The following is a 16,807-nucleotide window of genomic DNA, read 5'->3' as shown; positions in this document are numbered from 1 at the left end:
TCCGGACTAGAAAGCGGAACGGCCGGCTCCCCTGATCGATCGCTGACGGCGGAGCGGCCTTTCGGCCGTCCGATTATTAAACGGCTTGATTGATCGTGTTGACACTCAACGCGAACACTCGACACAACGTACTGGACGACTCGGCGACGAGATCGTCGTGTAGGGGGTGTAGCATGTACGTTGTTGAGCGTTCCGAATTCGGCATCAACGAAGTTGAGGCGGGGTCTCAGGGTCAGGGGAAATCGCGGCGCTGACCAATGGCAATTTTGCCATCGCCTATTGGCAGCAGACGATGAACGACCCCCCAAGATCATCGTACGGGTGATCGACAACGCCGGCCAGTCGATCGGCGGCACCAGCCCGATCGCGCACGAAATCATCGTGTCGACCAGCGCCGGTTCGGGGTCGGGCGGCAACAACAACGATTACATCGATCAGCCGGTGATCGCCGCGGTTGAGGGGGCGGTTTCATCGTCGCCTGGACACAGCATACTCTCCTCCCAGATACCAACAGCTACACCATTGAGGTCCGCGCCCAGACCTACGACGCCAGTGGCCAAGCCGTTGGGAGTTTCATTTCGATCGAAAAGGCGAGCGATCCTCACATCAGCCAGTCAGGCGACGGCCACGTCCTGACTTATCGCACCACGATCGAAAAGGACGGAATTCCGGACAACGATCTGTCTGATAACGTTCAGGTGATCATGGCGCGTTCGATCGGCGTGAACGGGTCGAATGGCGGCACCACCGAAATTGCTCGCGGCAGCAGTTACTTTGAATTTCTCGATGTCACCGCGGTCACCTCATTCGGTGCCGGACACGCCATTACCTGGCGAACGGACAGTGGCTCCTACGTCCGGATCGGCGGCTCGACCGTCCAACTCGGGTTCCACGTTGCCGACGTCGCTTCCGCCGGCGGCGGCAAGCTCGTCGTCGTAGGCACCTTTGAGAACCCCGCGACCGGCGGCCAGGATGTCGTCGCGCAGCTGTTCAGTGCCACCGGACAGATTATCGACAACCCGTTCATCGTCCCCACCCATGTCGAGGGCGAGCAACATTACCCCGCGGTGGCATCCATTCCTTCCGGTGGCTTCATCGTCAGCTGGTACGATGAGTGGGAAGGCGCGGTTGGGGTCCAGGCCTTCAATTCGGTCGGCGAAAAGGTCGGCGACGAAACGCCGGTGTCGTTCGATGTCGGCGACGACTTCGCCTACGACTTCGCCAGCCCCGACGTCGGGGTCGATGCGGACGGCGACTTCCTGGTCACCTTCACCGGCTGGGACGCCAGCGGCTTTGGCGTTCGCGCGGTGCTGTACCGCAACCCGACCGGCGGCCAGCTGTTCACAAGCGAGGCGGACGATGTCGACTTCGGCGCACTGACCGCCGACCAGCAGGAAGCGGTCGCCTTCGCGGCCGCCTCCGGCCGCCTCGCCGACATCTATTATGCGTTCGACGGCGACGATTATGTCGTCCTGCCCGACGTCGCCGACGCCCAGCTCGTGCCCGGGGTGACCTGGAATTACGCGCAGACCTTCAACGCCGCGGGCGGCGACGATATCGTCATCGGCGGTAACGGCAACGACAAGATCGAGGGCGGCGAAGGCGACGACCTGCTGGCGGGCAACGGCGGCAACGATACGCTCAGCGGCGGCGCGGGTTACGACCTCGCCGATTACACCGAGGCAACCTCGGGCGTGACCGTCAACCTCGCGATCGCCGGTGTCCAGGCGACCGGCGGTGCCGGCACCGACACGCTGATCTCGATCGAGGACCTGGACGGTTCGGCCTACGCCGATGTCCTGACCGGAAATGACGTCGACAATTTCATCTATGGGATGGGCGGTGACGATACGATCGTCGGAGGCGGCGGGAACGACTGGCTGTCGGGCGGCGCGGGCAACGACACCCTCGACGGTGGCAGTGGTTTCGACGCGGCAAGCTACGCCGGCGCAAGCAGCGCGGTGACCGTCAGCCTCGCCAAATCGGGGCCGCAGGTAACGGGCGGGGCCGGGACCGACACGCTCCTCAACATCGAGGATCTGTACGGCTCGTCGTTCGACGACGTCCTGACCGGCAACGGGCTGGGCAACCTTATCAGTGGGGCGGGCGGCAACGATACGATCGATGGCGGCGCCGGTGCCGACGAGATGTACGGTGCCTCCGGCAACGACACCTACATCGTGGACAATGCAGGCGATGTCGTCATCGAGGGCGCTGGTCTGGGTACGGACGAGGTGCGCTCGTCGATCAGCTATACCCTGACGGCCAATGTCGAAAACCTGCGTCTGCTCGGTACGGCGATGATCGACGGGACGGGCAATGCGCTCGACAACACCATCCGCGGCAATGACTCGGCCAATGTGCTGCATGGTCTTGCGGGCGCCGACAAGCTGTACGGCAACGGCGGCGACGATACGATCGAGGGCGGCGAGGGTGATGACTACCTCTACGGCCTGATCGGCAACGACACACTCGTCGGCGGCGCGGGCTACGACCGGATGTACGGCGGCGCAGGCGACGACACCTATTTCGTCAACGACGCCGACGACTATGCCTACGAAGTTGCTGGCGAAGGGCGTGACCGGGTGGTCTCGTCGATCGATCACCAACTGCGTGCCGAGGTCGAGGATCTGACGCTGACCGGCGTTGCCGCGATCGGGAAGGGTAATTCCTCCGACAATCTCATTGTCGGTAACGCAGTCGCCAACAAGCTTTATGGCTATGAAGGCAACGACACCATCGACGGTGCCGGCGGGGATGACTTCCTGCTCGGTGCGGAAGGCAATGATACGTTGACGGGCGGTGCTGGATACGACCGCATGTATGGCGGCATCGGCAACGACACCTTCGTCGTCGGCGATCTTGCCGATTACGCCTATGAAAATGCCGGCGAGGGATACGATACGGTCCTCGCGTCGATCAACCACCAGCTTCGCCCGAATATCGAGCAATTGGTCCTCGACGGCTTCTCCGACCTTCGCGGCTACGGAAACGCCCTCGACAACATGATGATCGGCAACAGCGGCAACAATCTGTTGTACGGCAAGGATGGTGCCGACACGATCCGTGCCGGCCTCGGCAACGACATCCTCTACGGTGAAAACGGGACCGACTATCTTTACGGCGGGTCGGGTCTCGACCGTTTCTATGGCGGCGCTGGCGCCGACCTGTTCGCGTTCGAGAATTTGGATTTCGCCGGGATGGGCAGTGGCACCGCCGATCGCATCCACGACTTTAGCCATGCGCAGGGCGACCGCATCTCGCTTGAACTGGTCGATGCCAACAGCAACGTCGGCTTCGACCAGGCCTTCACCTTCGTCGGCAGCGCCGCCTTCAGCAATGTCGCGGGGCAACTCCGCTACCAGCAGATCAGCGGCAACACCTATGTTCAGGGCGATACCGACGGCGACGGCAAGGCCGACTTCTGGATCCGGATTGACGGGCTCCACGCACTAGCCGCGACCGATTTCATTCTCTGAACTCGCCACCGGCGCCAAGGGAAGGCCGCAATAAAAAAAGCCCGCATTGCTGCGGGCTTTTTTGACGGATGGTGGAGCCGAGGGGATCGAACCCCTGACCTTCGCAATGCCATTGCGACGCTCTCCCAGCTGAGCTACGGCCCCGTCCGTTTTCCCGTCGAAGCGTAGTTCGACCGGGCTGGTGGCGCGCCCTTTAGGGCAGATTTCCCGTCAAGCAAACGGTAAAATCACGCCCGTCGGCGCTTAATTCTCGTCGTCCTCGTCGCCGGTGCTGACGCCAAGGTCGTCGTCGCCGGTCGACAGGTCGACTTCGTCGTCCGCGCTCGGCTCTTCGTCCTCGTCCGGAACCAGGTCTTCGGCGCCCAGGTCCTCGTCGGCCTCGACCGCCTTGTCCGGCGTCGGCGTCGCGGCTTCGAACGGCAGCGGCTGCTTCGACTTCAGCACCGGCTCGGGCATCCAGGCGTTGCCGCATTCGATGCAGGTCACCGGCTCTTCGTTGCCGAGGTCGTAGAAGCGGGTCGAGCATTTGGGGCAGGTGCGCTTCGTGCCCCATTCGGTCTTGACCAAGGTCATGTCTCCAAATCGCAAGTGGCTTAAAAGGGGAGGGCGTGGGTCGCCTCGTCCCGTGTTGGCGCGCGCCTTGCCATAGGCCCGCCGCCCTGTCAAAGCGGCACCGCGATGGCCCAGTCCTCCCGTTCCACCCTCATCGCCGTCGATGGCCCCGCGGCCAGCGGCAAGGGCACGATCGCCCGCGCCCTGGCGGCGCATTACGGCCTGCCGCACATGGACACCGGCGTCCTCTACCGTTCGGTCGCGCTGACCCTGGTCCGCTTCGGCGGGGACTTCGACAATGAATTCGAAGCGGTTCGCGCCGTCGCCCAGCTGGGCCAGGTCGATCCCGCCGATCCGGAACTTCGCAGCGAAGTGGTCGGCGGAGTCGCAAGCCGCATCTCGGCTTTCCCGATGCTTCGCGCCGCGCTGTTCGATCGCCAGCGCGCCTTCGCCGGCCAGGACGGCGGTGCAGTGCTCGACGGCCGCGACATCGGCACCGTCATCGCGCCCGAGGCAAGCGCCAAGCTCTACGTCACCGCCTCGCCCGAAGCCCGTGCGCAGCGCCGTCTCGCCGAGCTCGAGGCGCGGGGCATTTCCGTCCACTATGCCGAGGTATTGGCCGATATCCACGCCCGCGACGAACGCGATAGCCATCGCGACTTTGCCCCGCTTGCCCGCGCCGCGGACGCCGACCTGCTCGACACCAGCGACCTGACGGTGGACGAAGCGATCGCCGCGGCGCTCGCGCTTGTCGAGGCGCGGCTGAAACGGGGTCTTCCCTCGGGCGTTTAGGTCACTCCCGGATCAGGAGAGCGACGATGCCCCGCGGTGACAAGGACGCCTACACCGACAAGCAGAAGCGGAAAGCCGAGCACATCGCCGAGGGCTACGAGGACCGCGGCGTACCCGAAAAGACCGCCAAGGCCCGCGCCTGGGCGACGGTCAACAAGGAAAGCGGCGGCGGCAACAAGTCCGGCTCGGGCCGAGGCAAGCCCGACACCCACGTCTCCTCCTCGCGCGGCGGCCGCGCCCACAAGTCGGGCTCCGCGGAACAGCGCTCCGCCGCCGCCCGCAAGGGCTGGGACACCCGCCGGCGAAATGGAAACGCCTGAGCCGCATGGCTGGTGAGGCCCGGCCCCGGGCCAGTCGTAGCCCGCGCCCGCAGCGTGACGGGCGCTGGTCCGGGCCTCGACTCGCCATCGTCTGCCTCGCCCGCCCCCGCGCCTAGACGCCACCACGCCACCGTCCCGCCGCGGGACGCCTAGCCCATCCGCACCCGCGGTCCCTCGTGCGCCGCGCGCGCCAGCCCCCGCATCAGCTCGTGCGCCGCCCACACCATCGCGTCGGCCCGGTCGGGCGATCCAACGCCGGCGTAGCCCGCCACCGTCATCGCCGACAGCTCGTCCTCCAGGCGACCCATCCGCCGCAGCAGCATCAGCTTGCCCGCCTCCATCATCGCCGCCACGGCTTCCGCCCGCGCGCCCTTGCCCCGGCTCGCCCGCACCAGCCTGACCGGCATCGTGCAGTCGGCGGCGCGCAGCACGTCGCGCACCATCTCGCCGCCCTGGTTGGCCTCCGCCACCACCCGGCTCGCGCGCCATTCGTCCGCCGCCCGCGCCACCGCGCGCGCCCACCCCTCGGGCCGAAGCCCGTGGACGCTGCGGTCGTCCAGCACGATCAACAGCCCGTCACGCCGAGTCCCCATCACCACGATCCCGCACGCGTCGCGCGCGATTCCCGCCGGCGGGTCGACCCCGACCACGATCCGCTCCAGCGTCGGCCGGTCGGCCGGCCCGCGATCGGTCCGCTGATAGGGCACCGCCATCCGCGCGCTCATCGTCGCCTGGCGAAGCATCTCGCGCGGGAACAGGCTATCCTCGACCCCCTCGACCATCACCCCGTCCAGCTCCTGCGCGCCCAGCCGGGTGCCGCCATGCTCGGCCATCATCGCCGCGACGAAGCCGGGCGGCAGGTGCGGGTTGTCGGCCGTTCGCCCGCCGGTCACTACCAGGTCGGGCAGGCTCAGGATGCGCGTCATCAACGCCGTCGGCCGCGGCGTCGTGGTGATCAGGCATCGCGGATGCTCGCCCCGGCGCAGCCCCATCATGAGGTTGTCCCACGCCGCCTCCGCGCGCCCGCCCGTCCGTGACCGCGCCCCACCGACGCCCCCCACTTGCCCAGCTCGTCGCACCACGCCGCGTCATGCTCTGGCCCGCGAAGCCCCTCCGCATTCTCCGCCGAATAGGCGAAGGCGCTCGCCCCCGATGGCCACTCGATACGCCCCGCCGTCGGTACCCAGCGCACGCGCGCGTCCGGCGCGGCGGTGGCGAGAAGGCCGCTCGGCCCCTCGACCATCACCCGCACCACCTCCTCGCGCGTCTGCCCGACCAGCGCGATGCGCGTCGCGCCGCTGCCGGCGTTGGCGGTGGCGTGGACAAAGGCGGATCCGGCGCGGGTCTTGCCGAACCCGCGCCCGGCCATGATCATCCAGATGCGCCAGGGATTGCCGTCGGGCAGGGCGGGGGAGCCACCTGCCCGCCATGCGCCTGCCAGCGCCACTCGTGCGCGATCCGGTGGCGAACCGCCGCAGGCAGGGCGCGCAGGAAATGCTCCCAATACCGCCCGTCATCCCCACACCGCCCCGCCGCTTCCATCAGCAGCGGAATCCAGTCCGCGCTCATTCTTCTATTGTTATTGCCTCGGCCAAAGTACCACTTTGGCCGAAATTCCGTAGGGCGAACGACTTCAGCCGCTTGACCAGCGCCGCCGCGACCTCCTCGTCACTGGCCAGCCGAACCGCGGGCGCCGCCCGCCGCCCCGGCCCAAACCCTCGCCGATACTCGCGCAGGATCGCCAGCTTCTGCTCGATCGTCGCCATCTCTCTCCCCTCCCGCGAGCGGGAGGGTTCGACCGCGCGAGCGGTTGAAGGGAGGGCCTGTCCGTCCATATCCCGCCCGTCCTGACCGTCCCCCGCCCGTTCGTCCTGAGCGAAGTCGAAGGACGTCTCGCCACCTTCGAGCGTAGTAGGGGGCGCCAACGCCGCCGCCAACAGCTCCGCCTCCAACCGGGCATAGCCCTGCGCCAACGCCTCGTCCCACGCCGCCGCAAACCCGGCATCCCGCGCCCGGTGCTTGAACACGGTCTGGTAAGCCACCCCCGCCGACTCCGCCGCCATCCGCGCATTGGCGGTCGCCGCGAACATATCGAGAAAGCGACCCTTGGCCCTGGCGTCGAATAGCTTGCGGTTGGGAGGGCGGCTGCGCTGGAGGAGGCGGTTCTTGCAGGGCACAATCTTCCCCTCACCTCTAGAGGAGGGGGTTAAGGGGTGGGGCGGCTCATCCGGCACATCGCGCATGAAAACCGTGAACCAAATGGGTTCCTACATGTCAAGCGGGGGTTTTAGAGTATTGTTCAGGTTGTGACGGCTCGATTGATGCCGGTTCACTAGAATGGTCGAAGCAGACCGTTAACCCAACTCAAGTCGAGGCGCTTCCCAGCGCCGGAATTTCAGACGCATCGGGTAAAACTTCTCCTAGTACTATAAACATCCGCGATACTAGGTATGCTCCCTCTCGACTACCCAATGCAGGCAACGCGGCCGGGGTCTGCCTGAAAATCTTTAGGATCTTTGTGAGATATTTCCGCTCCTCGGCCAAGCGTCCATCAATTCGCCAGAGAAAGGAACTGTGCCGAAACAGGTTGAGAAGATTTTGGTACTCTTTTCCTGCCTCAAATACCTTCCAAAGTGCAGAATGACAGCCCTCGAAGAGACTGAACATTCGTTCATTGTAGAGGAAATGATAAGTCTCTATTAATAGATTCCTGTACTTCGAGTCAGACTTCTTACCGCGCACGGTTTCTGCTGCCAATTGAACCGCTGCTCGGCGGTATTGTAGAAGTCTTCCTTATTACTAGCAGACTTTATGACCTCTTCAAGGTATTGGACCGGCGACTCATCTGCCGATTCAGCGAGTCTTGCTAGGTCGAGAAGGATATTATTACAGAGAACTTTGTATTTTTTCTTCTGAGCCAAATGCAAGAGGCGACTCAGTTCCAGCTTTCGAGAGGCTGGATCAGAAATTTGATTTGCAAGTATGAGTTCCGCTTGCGCTCCAGCGCTACAATGCGGGTTAATTTTGAGCGCTCTCTTTGCTGCCTCCGCAGCTCCAGCGGTGTCGTTCTCTTTGTCCAAGCATAGGGCCAGGCCCAACTCGGCGCTTTGCTTTTGAGCCCGACTCAAGAAACTATGATTGAGAGACTCAAATTCTGCTTTAGCCTCAGCGACTTTGCCCATCATTCGCAGAGCGCGCGCATACTCGTAGCGAATTACGGTTAACTCTTTCTCAAACCCGCCGAGTTCTTGCAGCAGCCGAACCATATCGGAACTAAATCTTTCCGCCGCCCGAAAATGATCCCCTTTCATCAGTAACCCAATAAAGGACGAGGCCAGTCTAATGGCTCCCTCCAGCTCAAGCGAGTTCTGTTCGCTAACCGCTCTTCTGTTCGCGCGAAGAATTAACGTCTCAGCGTTTTGAATCTCATAACTGTTACACAGAGCATCTCGTACACGCTTTCCCGTTGGGGACGAGGAAATGTCTCCCGTCGACCAATCATCCCCAAAGTAGAACGTAATAGCCTTTCGATCAATTGACTTTGATTTAGCGCTATCGATTGAGTCACGTACGTATTCGCGAACGGGCCGCGGAACAATCAGCGATTTTAAATTCGAGCTCTTTAGGGCTCCACTGAGATCGAATACAGTGTTCGAATCTATTAACGACCTATCTAGCAACACTCGCGCGTGCATTGGACCAAAGGGGTGGACGCCCATAAATCGGGTAAGCCGATTCAGCTGCTCACCTTGTGGCAAGGATGATAGCGCGAGCAGAAGGTCATACGCTCTTTGATCTGCTCGGTCTTCGGAATCTGCAAGTTCACTGACGGCGGCCTGGAGGGCACTTGGCACGTTCGAAATAAGGCCGCCGACGTCTTCATTGTAGTCGGGATTGGAAGCCATGAGATCATGGAGCGAAACAATTTCCAAGTCTCGTAATGCGGTATCGATACGGCTGGGAACCCCATCCGTGTGGCGAAACAAAGTGGAAGTTACGTCCGCACCCGAGTACTGTTCGCCACCGAGCTCACTATCCCGAACATAGATTCCAAGATCTGCTTCATCCAATGCCTTCAGGGAGACTTCTTTCAAAGTTCCTCTAAAGGCACGCCTAGACGCAACAACAAGGTAGGTTTCCGGGGCAAAGTCGGACACTGTCCGAGCTAATTCCTCGACTTCACCAATTTCTCGCGCGCAGTCAGTCGGGAGATCAAGGTCTTTAAAGACTACTAAAGAAGGTCCGGCCTCAGCGATGGCTTCGCATGCGCCTTGAAATGTCGAGCCAAGTCTCTCTTTTATGTCGTCCAGAAATCGCTCGCGTGTCGAGTAGTTTGCGAAATCAATCGCAAAGACGCAGTCTTGGTCGACCCCGAGTCCCTTGGCTAATGTCGCGACAAACCCCTCTAAGCCCATTCCCCAGTCGGAGTTGACGGAGACTACCTTCTGCTGACGAAGGTTATCCTCGCATTCTTCCAATTCGACTCTGCGGACATTGCGATGTCCGCTCGAGTCTCCCGTAGCATACCGAATATTGGCAAGTTCGAAGTCGCTTTTCCGCCCAATTGGTTCAAGCAGAGTTTGAGTGGGTTCACTGTCGATTTTGCCGTCGGAGTTGCGTTCGATGGCATAAGGAAGCTCGAAGCTGCCAGTAATTTCGTCGAGATCTTGACTCGCGTCAGGTACAATTTTCGATTTGCCGGATGTCATCGGCAGGAGCCGACGGGGCCAGCTTTGAAATGTTCTCGCGTCGCCAACGGCTCGGATTTCCCCTACGGAGTAGCCCTGAATGCGTAGAAGAGAGCCATCCCCAAACGTTTCTAAACCGAAGAGTGAAGCCGCTTGGACGTCTCTCTGCTGGAAGCCGCCTCCATGGCTCGAGGACAATACTTCGGGCTCGTGCATATGGCCGAAAAGGTGCAGATCAAATCTCCCCGGTGGATTAATGTCGTTGATCCAACTCGACGGCGCATGCTTGCCGAGCCATGATGATGGGTGATGCGTGACCAGCAAACTGGATGTTCTCGATCTAGTCCACTCATCAGGAATAGAATGGGTTACTTTCCCTAATTGTTCTGCACCAACGTGTAGACGACCTCGATAATCGGCGCCGCTCAACTGGAGCCAGGCTGAATTGAGGGTAACGATGCCAAGACTCTCTGCGTCCTTCTTAATCGTATAAGTCGCATCCCCCGGAACATAACCGGTAGTCTCTGGCGCCAGATGCAATCCGCTGCCTATGGCGCGCGATTGCCAAGCGGTAAAATTTTCGAAAACCGTAGCGATAAAATCACGAAACTGCTTTCCCTCGTCAGTCCAGAGGCCTTCCCGCAGGGCAGCGTCGTTCCACCATTGTTTCAGTGAAATCGCCTGTGGCGAAAGACTTCCCGGACGGCTTAAGTCGTGATTTCCTGGGACCGCAATGATCCTAGGGCGTTCTTGGAAAGTACCAATCTTAGAAAGTACACTTTCCAAGACCTCATCGAGACGGTCGAATTCATCCGGAGTTCCTTTTTGTGTGAGGTCTCCAGAGAAAACAATGACATCGATCGGCCCAACTCGCTTCAGCAGCGAGTCTAAATCGTCGTGCAACAATGTTCGAAATCGTTGCCAAAGTGTAGGCAGCGCACCATTTCCGACATGTAGATCACTGAAGTGCAACCATCGAAATGGAGTAGGCTCGCTTTTCATAAAATCTCAGTCCCAAGAATCTTTCGGTGACAGCCTACGGCCTCCGTCAAGGAATCTACAAGACCGTAAACAGAAGGTTTGAGTTGACTCACTAGTCATAGGGCATTGGCATATTCCCATGAGCCTTCCACTCTGCTAAGCGCCCGCCCGTCCGACGAGCGGTGTGCGCTTGCGAACGGCCCGTCTTTTCCTGGCGAGCGATGTGAAGGTGCACTTCGGCGCCCGTCGTTTTCCGTTGAAGCGATCCGGCCCGCCGCTTGAACCACTACCCGGCGGGTGCCTTGCCGGCATGGGGCCGGCGGGGCGGATCATACGGCCAAGTCCGCAATGGAAAACCGGCGCATCGACCGGTTGGCGGCCTGCCCGAATGCTTGGAAGTACAACCCTCTATGGCCACTACGGCAAACCCGACCCGCGACGATTTCGCGGCGCTCCTCAATGAATCGCTTGGCGGTGAAAACGAAGCCTTCGAAGGCAAGGTCGTCACCGGCACCGTCACCGGCATCGAAAATGACCTGGCGGTCATCGACGTCGGGCTGAAATCCGAAGGCCGCGTGCCGCTGCGTGAATTCGCCGCGCCGGGCCAGAAGGCCGACCTGAAGGTCGGCGACACCGTCGAGGTCTATGTCGACCGCGTCGAGAACGCCAATGGCGAAGCCATGCTGTCCCGCGACCGCGCCCGCCGCGAAGCCGCCTGGGACAAGCTGGAAAAGGAATTCGAAAAGGGCGAGCGCGTCGACGGCGTGATCTTCGGCCGCGTCAAGGGCGGCTTCACCGTCGACCTCGGCGGCGCCGTCGCCTTCCTGCCGGGTTCGCAGGTCGATATCCGCCCGGTCCGCGACGTCCAGCCGCTGATGGACCTGGCGCAGCCGTTCCAGATCCTCAAGATGGATCGCCGCCGCGGCAACATCGTCGTGTCGCGCCGCGCCATCCTCGAAGAAACCCGCGCCGAACAGCGCTCGGGCCTGATCCAGTCGCTGGCCGAGGGCCAGGTGATCGACGGCGTCGTCAAGAACATCACCGACTATGGTGCGTTCGTTGACCTCGGCGGCATCGACGGCCTGCTCCACGTCACCGACATCAGCTACAAGCGCGTCGGCCACCCGGGCGAGGTCATCAACATCGGTGACACCGTCAAGGTACAGATCATCCGCATCAACCGCGACACGCAGCGCATCTCGCTCGGCATGAAGCAGCTCGAAAGCGATCCGTGGGAAGGCGCCGCCGCCAAGTACCCGATCGAGGGCACCTTCACCGGCCGCGTGACGAACATCACCGAATATGGTGCGTTCGTGGAGCTGGAGCCGGGCATCGAGGGCCTCGTCCACGTGTCGGAAATGAGCTGGACCAAGAAGAACGTCCATCCGGGCAAGATCGTCTCCACTTCGCAGGAAGTCGAAGTGAAGGTGCTCGAGGTCGACGAGGAAAAGCGTCGCATCTCGCTTGGCCTCAAGCAGGCGCAGTCGAACCCGTGGGCCGACTTCGCGGAGAAGCACCCGGTCGGCTCGACCGTCGAGGGCGAAGTCAAGAACGCGACCGAATTCGGCCTGTTCATCGGCCTCGATGGCGACGTCGACGGCATGGTCCACATGTCGGACATCGCCTGGGGCGTGTCGGGCGAGGAAGCCCTCGCGCTTCACCACAAGGGCGAGACCGTGTCGGCCCAGGTGCTCGACGTCGATGTCGAAAAGGAGCGCATCTCGCTCGGCATCAAGCAGCTTGAGCGCGGCGGTGTCGCGGTCGGCGGCGGTGCCGGCGGCGCTGGCGGCCCGAACAAGGGCGAAGTCGTCACCGTCACCGTCCTCGAAGTCCGCGACGGCGGCCTCGAGGTGCAGGTCGGCGACGACGGCGCGACCGGCTTCATCAAGCGTATCGACCTCGGCCGCGACCGCGACGAGCAGCGTCCGGAGCGCTTCCAGGTCGGCCAGAAGTTCGACGCGATGGTGACCGGCTTCGACCGCTCGAAGAAGCCGAACTTCTCGATCAAGGCGATGCAGATCGCCGAAGAAAAGCAGGCGGTCGCCCAATACGGTTCGTCCGACGCCGGCGCTTCGCTCGGCGACATCCTCGGCGCCGCCCTCAAGGAAAAAGCCACCAAGAAGTAAGCTGTCTACGGACTGCTTGATCGCAAATGGGAAGGGCGTGGATGCGGGATGCATCTGCGCCCTTTTCCTTTGTGCGGCAGGCTGATACGCAATGCGGCAAGCGCCGGGGGCGTTCACGCCAATTTTGAATGATGCGGGGAAAAGCATGATCCGTTCCGAGCTCGTCCAGAAGCTTTGCGAAGAGTTTCCGGACCTCACCCAGCGTGAAGTCGAGAATGTCGTGGGATCGCTGTTCGATTCGATCACGGAGCAGCTCGCCAAGGGCGGCCGCGTCGAGCTTCGCGGCTTCGGTGCTTTTTCGACCCGCCAGCGCGATGCGCGCACCGGCCGCAATCCGCGCACCGGTGCTGCGGTGGCGGTGGACGCCAAGCGCGTGCCCTATTTCAAGCCGGGCAAGGAAATGCGCGAGCGCTTGAACTTAGGCGAGGTCACCGCCGAATAAATTGCGGCCGCCCGCGTAGGGGCGGCCGACGCCCGCGGACGTGGCGGAATGGTAGACGCTGCCGACTTAAAATCGGCTTCCCTTGTTGGAGTGCGGGTTCAAGTCCCGCCGTCCGCACCAGCCTGACCATTGGACGATATTGTGCCAGTGAGGCGCAATAACATCGGGCAATGCTGGGAAAATGTTAAGCATCTGCCGGTAATCGCGCAGTGTGCGCAGTTTTTCGTTCCATTCCTCCGAGCTTTCATCGGCCCTCAAGAAGTCGGCGCTGAGCAGCGCCCGACGCGATTTCTTGGTCATCAGCGTCCTCATCGGGGCCTTGATGCTGCTCATCTGGAACGGCAGTGAGTTCTTCCAGCGATTGAGCCTTGCCCAAGGGGAGATCGGGCCCTCGCTGAAGCTTGCCTCGGCCGCCCTGATCCTGAATGTCGCACTGATCCTATTCGGCTGGCGGCGGTACATTGATCTGCAGCATGAAGCCGAGCGGCGGGCAGAAGGGGAACGGCGAGCGCGGACGATCGCCTCGACCGACGGGATGACCGGACTTCTGAACCGCAAGGGCTTCGGCGACCAGAGCCTTCTCCTCCGCGAGCAGGCGGCGCAGGCGGGCGAGCAATTTGTGATCCTCTCGCTCCGCCTGCATCGCTTCAAGTCCGTCAACGACCGCCACGGCTTCGATGTCGGTGATGCCGTCATCCGCAAGATCGCCGATGCGATCAGCGACAGTGTCCCTGATACTGCGCTCGTCGCTCGCCTGAGCGGCGACGAATTTGCAGTGGCTCTTTCCCTGGCGCCGGAAGATCTCGACCGTGCGTCCGAAATCGGGATGATCCTGCTGCAGTCGACCACCCGTCCGTTCGAGGAGCAGACGAAATTCATCCAGGTCGGGGCCTTCATCGGGATCGCCAACGCCAATCCTGATTCATGCAGCGTTCCCGACTTGTTGCGGCGGGCGGATATCGCGTTGGATCATGCCCGCAGCGCACGAAGCGTGCGGCCGTCCTGGTTCGACGCGGGGATGGAGCGCGCTCTTCTGGCCAGCAGCGAGATTGAACAGGGCATCCGCTTCGGCCTCGAACATGACCAGTTCGTTCCCTATTTCGAGCCGCAGGTCGATCTTGCCACCGGCGAAATCGGTGGGTTCGAAGTGCTTGCTCGCTGGCGTCATCCCCTGACGGGGATCGTCACGCCCGACAGCTTCATCGGCATCGCCGAGGAAAACGGCCTGCTCGATCGGCTGTCCGACCAAGTGGTGCGCAAGGCATTCCTGGCCGCGGCGAAGTGGGACAACGACCTGACGCTGTCCATCAACATTTCCCCGACCCAGCTGGCGGATAGCTGGCTGGCGCAGAAGATCGTCCGGATGCTGCATGAAACGCAGTTCCCGGCCGAACGCCTGATCGTCGAGATCACCGAAAGCTCGCTGTTCGCGGATCTCGAGCTCGCCCGCGCGATCGTCACCAGCCTGAAGGCGCAGGGTATCCGTCTCGCACTCGATGACTTCGGATCGGGCTTTTCGTCGCTGTCGCACCTTCGCGCGTTGCCGTTCGACCTGATCAAGATCGACCGCAGCTTCGTTTCGAGCTTGCATGAGGACCGGCAGAGTTTCGCCATCGTCAACGCCGTTACGACCTTGGCGAAGGCGCTGGACGTTCCGGTGGTCGCCGAAGGGATCGAGGACGCCGAAACCCATCAGGCGTTGATTTCCATCGATTGCGCCAAGGGCCAAGGCTGGTACTTCGGCAAGGCCATGAGCGCCGAGGACGCGGCGCAGTTGCTTCGAATCCGCGCTGCCGAGCGAAGCGTGCAGCACGGACGGGTTGCGGCCGCCCGCTGATATCAAGCCGATCGACTGTTTCACCGCGGGACGCGTGGAGCGTCCGGGCGCGGCGATGCGTTTTGACGAAAGTTAAAACAGCATTAAGCATATTCCCGATGAGCCGATCACGCTGGTTTCTCCGTTCCAACGTCCCGAACTTTGGGCGCGGCCGCGCCTATGTCATGGCGTTGCCGCTGTCCGCCGCGCAGCCGTTGCTTGGCGACGACCTCCGCCTGTTCGCGACCACCTTCCTGGGTGGCCTGCTCTTCATGAGTGTCTATCTGGCCTGACCAGTGCGGCGACCTAGTCGCAGGCGCGGTGAAGCTTCCAGCCAAGCCAGGCGGCCGGAAGGCTTGCCACGGCAACGATCAGCAGGCTGTCGGCGACGGTCACGCCCATCTGCACGGCGACGGTCAAAATCAGCGTTGCTGCGACCATCATCCCCGAATTGACGATATTGTTCGCGGCGATCGTCCGGGCCGTTTCCGACTTGGGGACCGTGGTCGTCAGGAATGCGTAGAGCGGTACGACGAACATACCGCCGGCGATGGCTACGCCGAGAAGGTCGAACACGATCATCCACCCATTGGGCATGGCCACGAATGCACCAAGGTCCCGGAGGGTCTCGTCTGGTGCCGGCCAACCGTGAACTCGGCGGAACAGGTCCAGGACGAATAGTCCCATGGCGATCGCGGCGGCCGGGGAGTATTTGGCCGAAACGTGCCCGCCAAGCAGTCGGTTGATGGCGACCGAGCCGATGGCCACGCCGACGGAAAAGACCGCGAGGAACAAGGTCGCGACCGATTGGTCGGCGCCGAGCGCGTTCTTGACCAGCGGAATGAATTGGGCGGTGAGAACCGCGCCCATCGCCCAGAAGAAGCTGATGGCGATGATCGCCAGGAACAGGCGCGGGATGTGGAGCGTGTTGCTGACGAGAGTCCGGGAGGCGCGGATGATGTGCCAGTCGAAGTGGAACGGCGGCGCGTCGGGGGCAGGAGGGGCAGGCGGAACGAAGTGGCCCGAAACCCGCCCGATCAAGGCGACCAGAAGGACGGCGCCCGCGGCCCATTCGGCATGGAAACTTCCGTCCGGCCGTTGCAGCACGAGGACACCGCCGAGCAAGGTGCCGCCAATAATGCCAATGTAGGTGCCAGCCTCGACCAGGCCGGTGCCGGCGAGCACTTCGCCCTCTTCGAGATGTTGCGGCAGGATCGCGTATTTGATTGGACCGAAAAAGGTCGAGTGGACGCCCATAGCCAGCAACGCCGCCAGCAACAGCGGCACGCTCTGCAAAAGAAGGCCGGCCGCGCCGACCAGCATGATCGCGATTTCGGCCGATTTGACGATGCGGACGATCCGCGCCTTGTCGCGCTCGTCCGCCAATTGTCCGGCGAGCGCCGACAACAGGAAGAACGGCAGGATGAACAGGGCGCCGGCGATGGCGCTGAACGTCGCTTCCTGCGTCGCGTCCCGATAGATGCCATAGATCACCAGCATCACCATCGACGTGCGGAACAGATTGTCGTTGAGCGCGCCGCAAAATTGCGTCGCGAACAGCGGCAGGAAGCGGCGGGTCTTCAGAAGGTGGACGCTGTTCTGCATCGGGGG

Annotated in this window: 14 protein-coding genes and 2 tRNA genes; 8 read left to right on the top strand and 8 right to left on the bottom strand. The window is 62.3% G+C overall.

Going from position 1 to position 16,807, the window contains the following annotated elements:
• The first annotated feature begins 704 nt into the window (after positions 1-704).
• Complete coding sequence (locus H9L12_RS07640; protein ID WP_187541238.1) at positions 705-3,479, top strand: calcium-binding protein; 2,775 nt, start codon at positions 705-707, stop codon at positions 3,477-3,479.
• 69 nt (positions 3,480-3,548) lie between these two features.
• Here H9L12_RS07640 and H9L12_RS07635 read toward each other — a convergent pair.
• Both H9L12_RS07635 and H9L12_RS07630 read right to left on the bottom strand, forming a co-directional pair.
• A tRNA-Ala gene (locus tag H9L12_RS07635) sits at positions 3,549-3,623 on the bottom strand.
• Positions 3,624-3,722: 99 nt separating this feature from the next.
• Entirely contained in the window at positions 3,723-4,046 is a 324-nt protein-coding gene (locus tag H9L12_RS07630) for an FYDLN acid domain-containing protein (RefSeq protein WP_187543212.1), read from the bottom strand.
• A 111-nt stretch (positions 4,047-4,157) separates the two neighbouring features.
• Here H9L12_RS07630 and H9L12_RS07625 point away from each other — a divergent pair, with 111 nt between their 5' ends.
• Positions 4,158-4,823: a (d)CMP kinase gene (locus H9L12_RS07625; protein ID WP_187541237.1), complete on the top strand. Its 666-nt coding sequence runs from the start codon at positions 4,158-4,160 to the stop codon at positions 4,821-4,823.
• 26 nt (positions 4,824-4,849) lie between these two features.
• Entirely contained in the window at positions 4,850-5,143 is a 294-nt protein-coding gene (locus H9L12_RS07620; protein WP_187541236.1) for a plasmid stabilization protein, read from the top strand.
• A gap of 149 nt (positions 5,144-5,292) precedes the next feature.
• Here the strand turns inward: H9L12_RS07620 and H9L12_RS13560 are convergent, their stop codons facing one another.
• The 5 genes from H9L12_RS13560 to H9L12_RS07605 form a co-directional block, all read right to left on the bottom strand.
• On the bottom strand, positions 5,293-6,138 hold the full coding sequence (locus tag H9L12_RS13560; RefSeq protein WP_246450285.1) for a phage terminase large subunit family protein: 846 nt from the start codon (positions 6,136-6,138) through the stop codon (positions 5,293-5,295).
• A complete protein-coding gene (locus H9L12_RS13555; protein WP_246450284.1) occupies positions 6,135-6,518 on the bottom strand; it encodes a terminase large subunit domain-containing protein in 384 nt (127 codons plus the stop codon). Before H9L12_RS13555 ends, H9L12_RS13560 begins: the two co-directional genes overlap by 4 nt.
• Entirely contained in the window at positions 6,515-6,712 is a 198-nt protein-coding gene (locus tag H9L12_RS13550; protein ID WP_246450283.1) for a hypothetical protein, read from the bottom strand. The genes H9L12_RS13555 and H9L12_RS13550 overlap by 4 nt, the downstream gene beginning before the upstream one ends.
• Positions 6,709-7,320, bottom strand: coding sequence for a hypothetical protein (locus H9L12_RS07610; RefSeq protein WP_187541235.1), 612 nt, complete (start codon positions 7,318-7,320; stop codon positions 6,709-6,711). The genes H9L12_RS13550 and H9L12_RS07610 overlap by 4 nt, the downstream gene beginning before the upstream one ends.
• 522 nt (positions 7,321-7,842) lie before the next feature.
• Positions 7,843-10,833 carry a metallophosphoesterase family protein gene (locus H9L12_RS07605; RefSeq protein WP_187541234.1) on the bottom strand — a complete coding sequence of 997 codons (2,991 nt, stop codon included), beginning with the start codon at positions 10,831-10,833 and terminating at the stop codon, positions 7,843-7,845.
• Between the two features lie 389 nt (positions 10,834-11,222).
• Here H9L12_RS07605 and rpsA point away from each other — a divergent pair, with 389 nt between their 5' ends.
• The 5 genes from rpsA (at position 11,223) to H9L12_RS07580 (ending at position 15,489) form a co-directional block, all read left to right on the top strand.
• Entirely contained in the window at positions 11,223-12,938 is a 1,716-nt protein-coding gene (rpsA, locus tag H9L12_RS07600) for a 30S ribosomal protein S1 (RefSeq protein WP_187541233.1), read from the top strand.
• Between the two features lie 145 nt (positions 12,939-13,083).
• Entirely contained in the window at positions 13,084-13,380 is a 297-nt protein-coding gene (locus H9L12_RS07595; RefSeq protein WP_187541232.1) for an integration host factor subunit beta, read from the top strand.
• Between the two features lie 34 nt (positions 13,381-13,414).
• Positions 13,415-13,500, top strand: a tRNA-Leu gene (locus H9L12_RS07590).
• A gap of 202 nt (positions 13,501-13,702) precedes the next feature.
• Complete coding sequence (locus tag H9L12_RS07585) at positions 13,703-15,217, top strand: putative bifunctional diguanylate cyclase/phosphodiesterase (RefSeq protein WP_187541231.1); 1,515 nt, start codon at positions 13,703-13,705, stop codon at positions 15,215-15,217.
• 98 nt (positions 15,218-15,315) lie between these two features.
• Entirely contained in the window at positions 15,316-15,489 is a 174-nt protein-coding gene (locus H9L12_RS07580) for a hypothetical protein (protein ID WP_187541230.1), read from the top strand.
• Between the two features lie 13 nt (positions 15,490-15,502).
• Here H9L12_RS07580 and H9L12_RS07575 read toward each other — a convergent pair whose 3' ends face one another.
• Positions 15,503-16,801 carry an MFS transporter gene (locus tag H9L12_RS07575; protein WP_187541229.1) on the bottom strand — a complete coding sequence of 433 codons (1,299 nt, stop codon included), beginning with the start codon at positions 16,799-16,801 and terminating at the stop codon, positions 15,503-15,505.
• Positions 16,802-16,807: the final 6 nt, after the last annotated feature.

The sequence above is a fragment of the Sphingomonas rhizophila genome (assembly GCF_014396585.1).
GTDB classification, from domain to species: Bacteria; Pseudomonadota; Alphaproteobacteria; order Sphingomonadales; family Sphingomonadaceae; genus Sphingomicrobium; species Sphingomicrobium rhizophilum.
The sequence above is the reverse complement of the archived record's forward strand: the minus strand, read 5'-3'. Positions and strand labels throughout refer to the sequence as shown.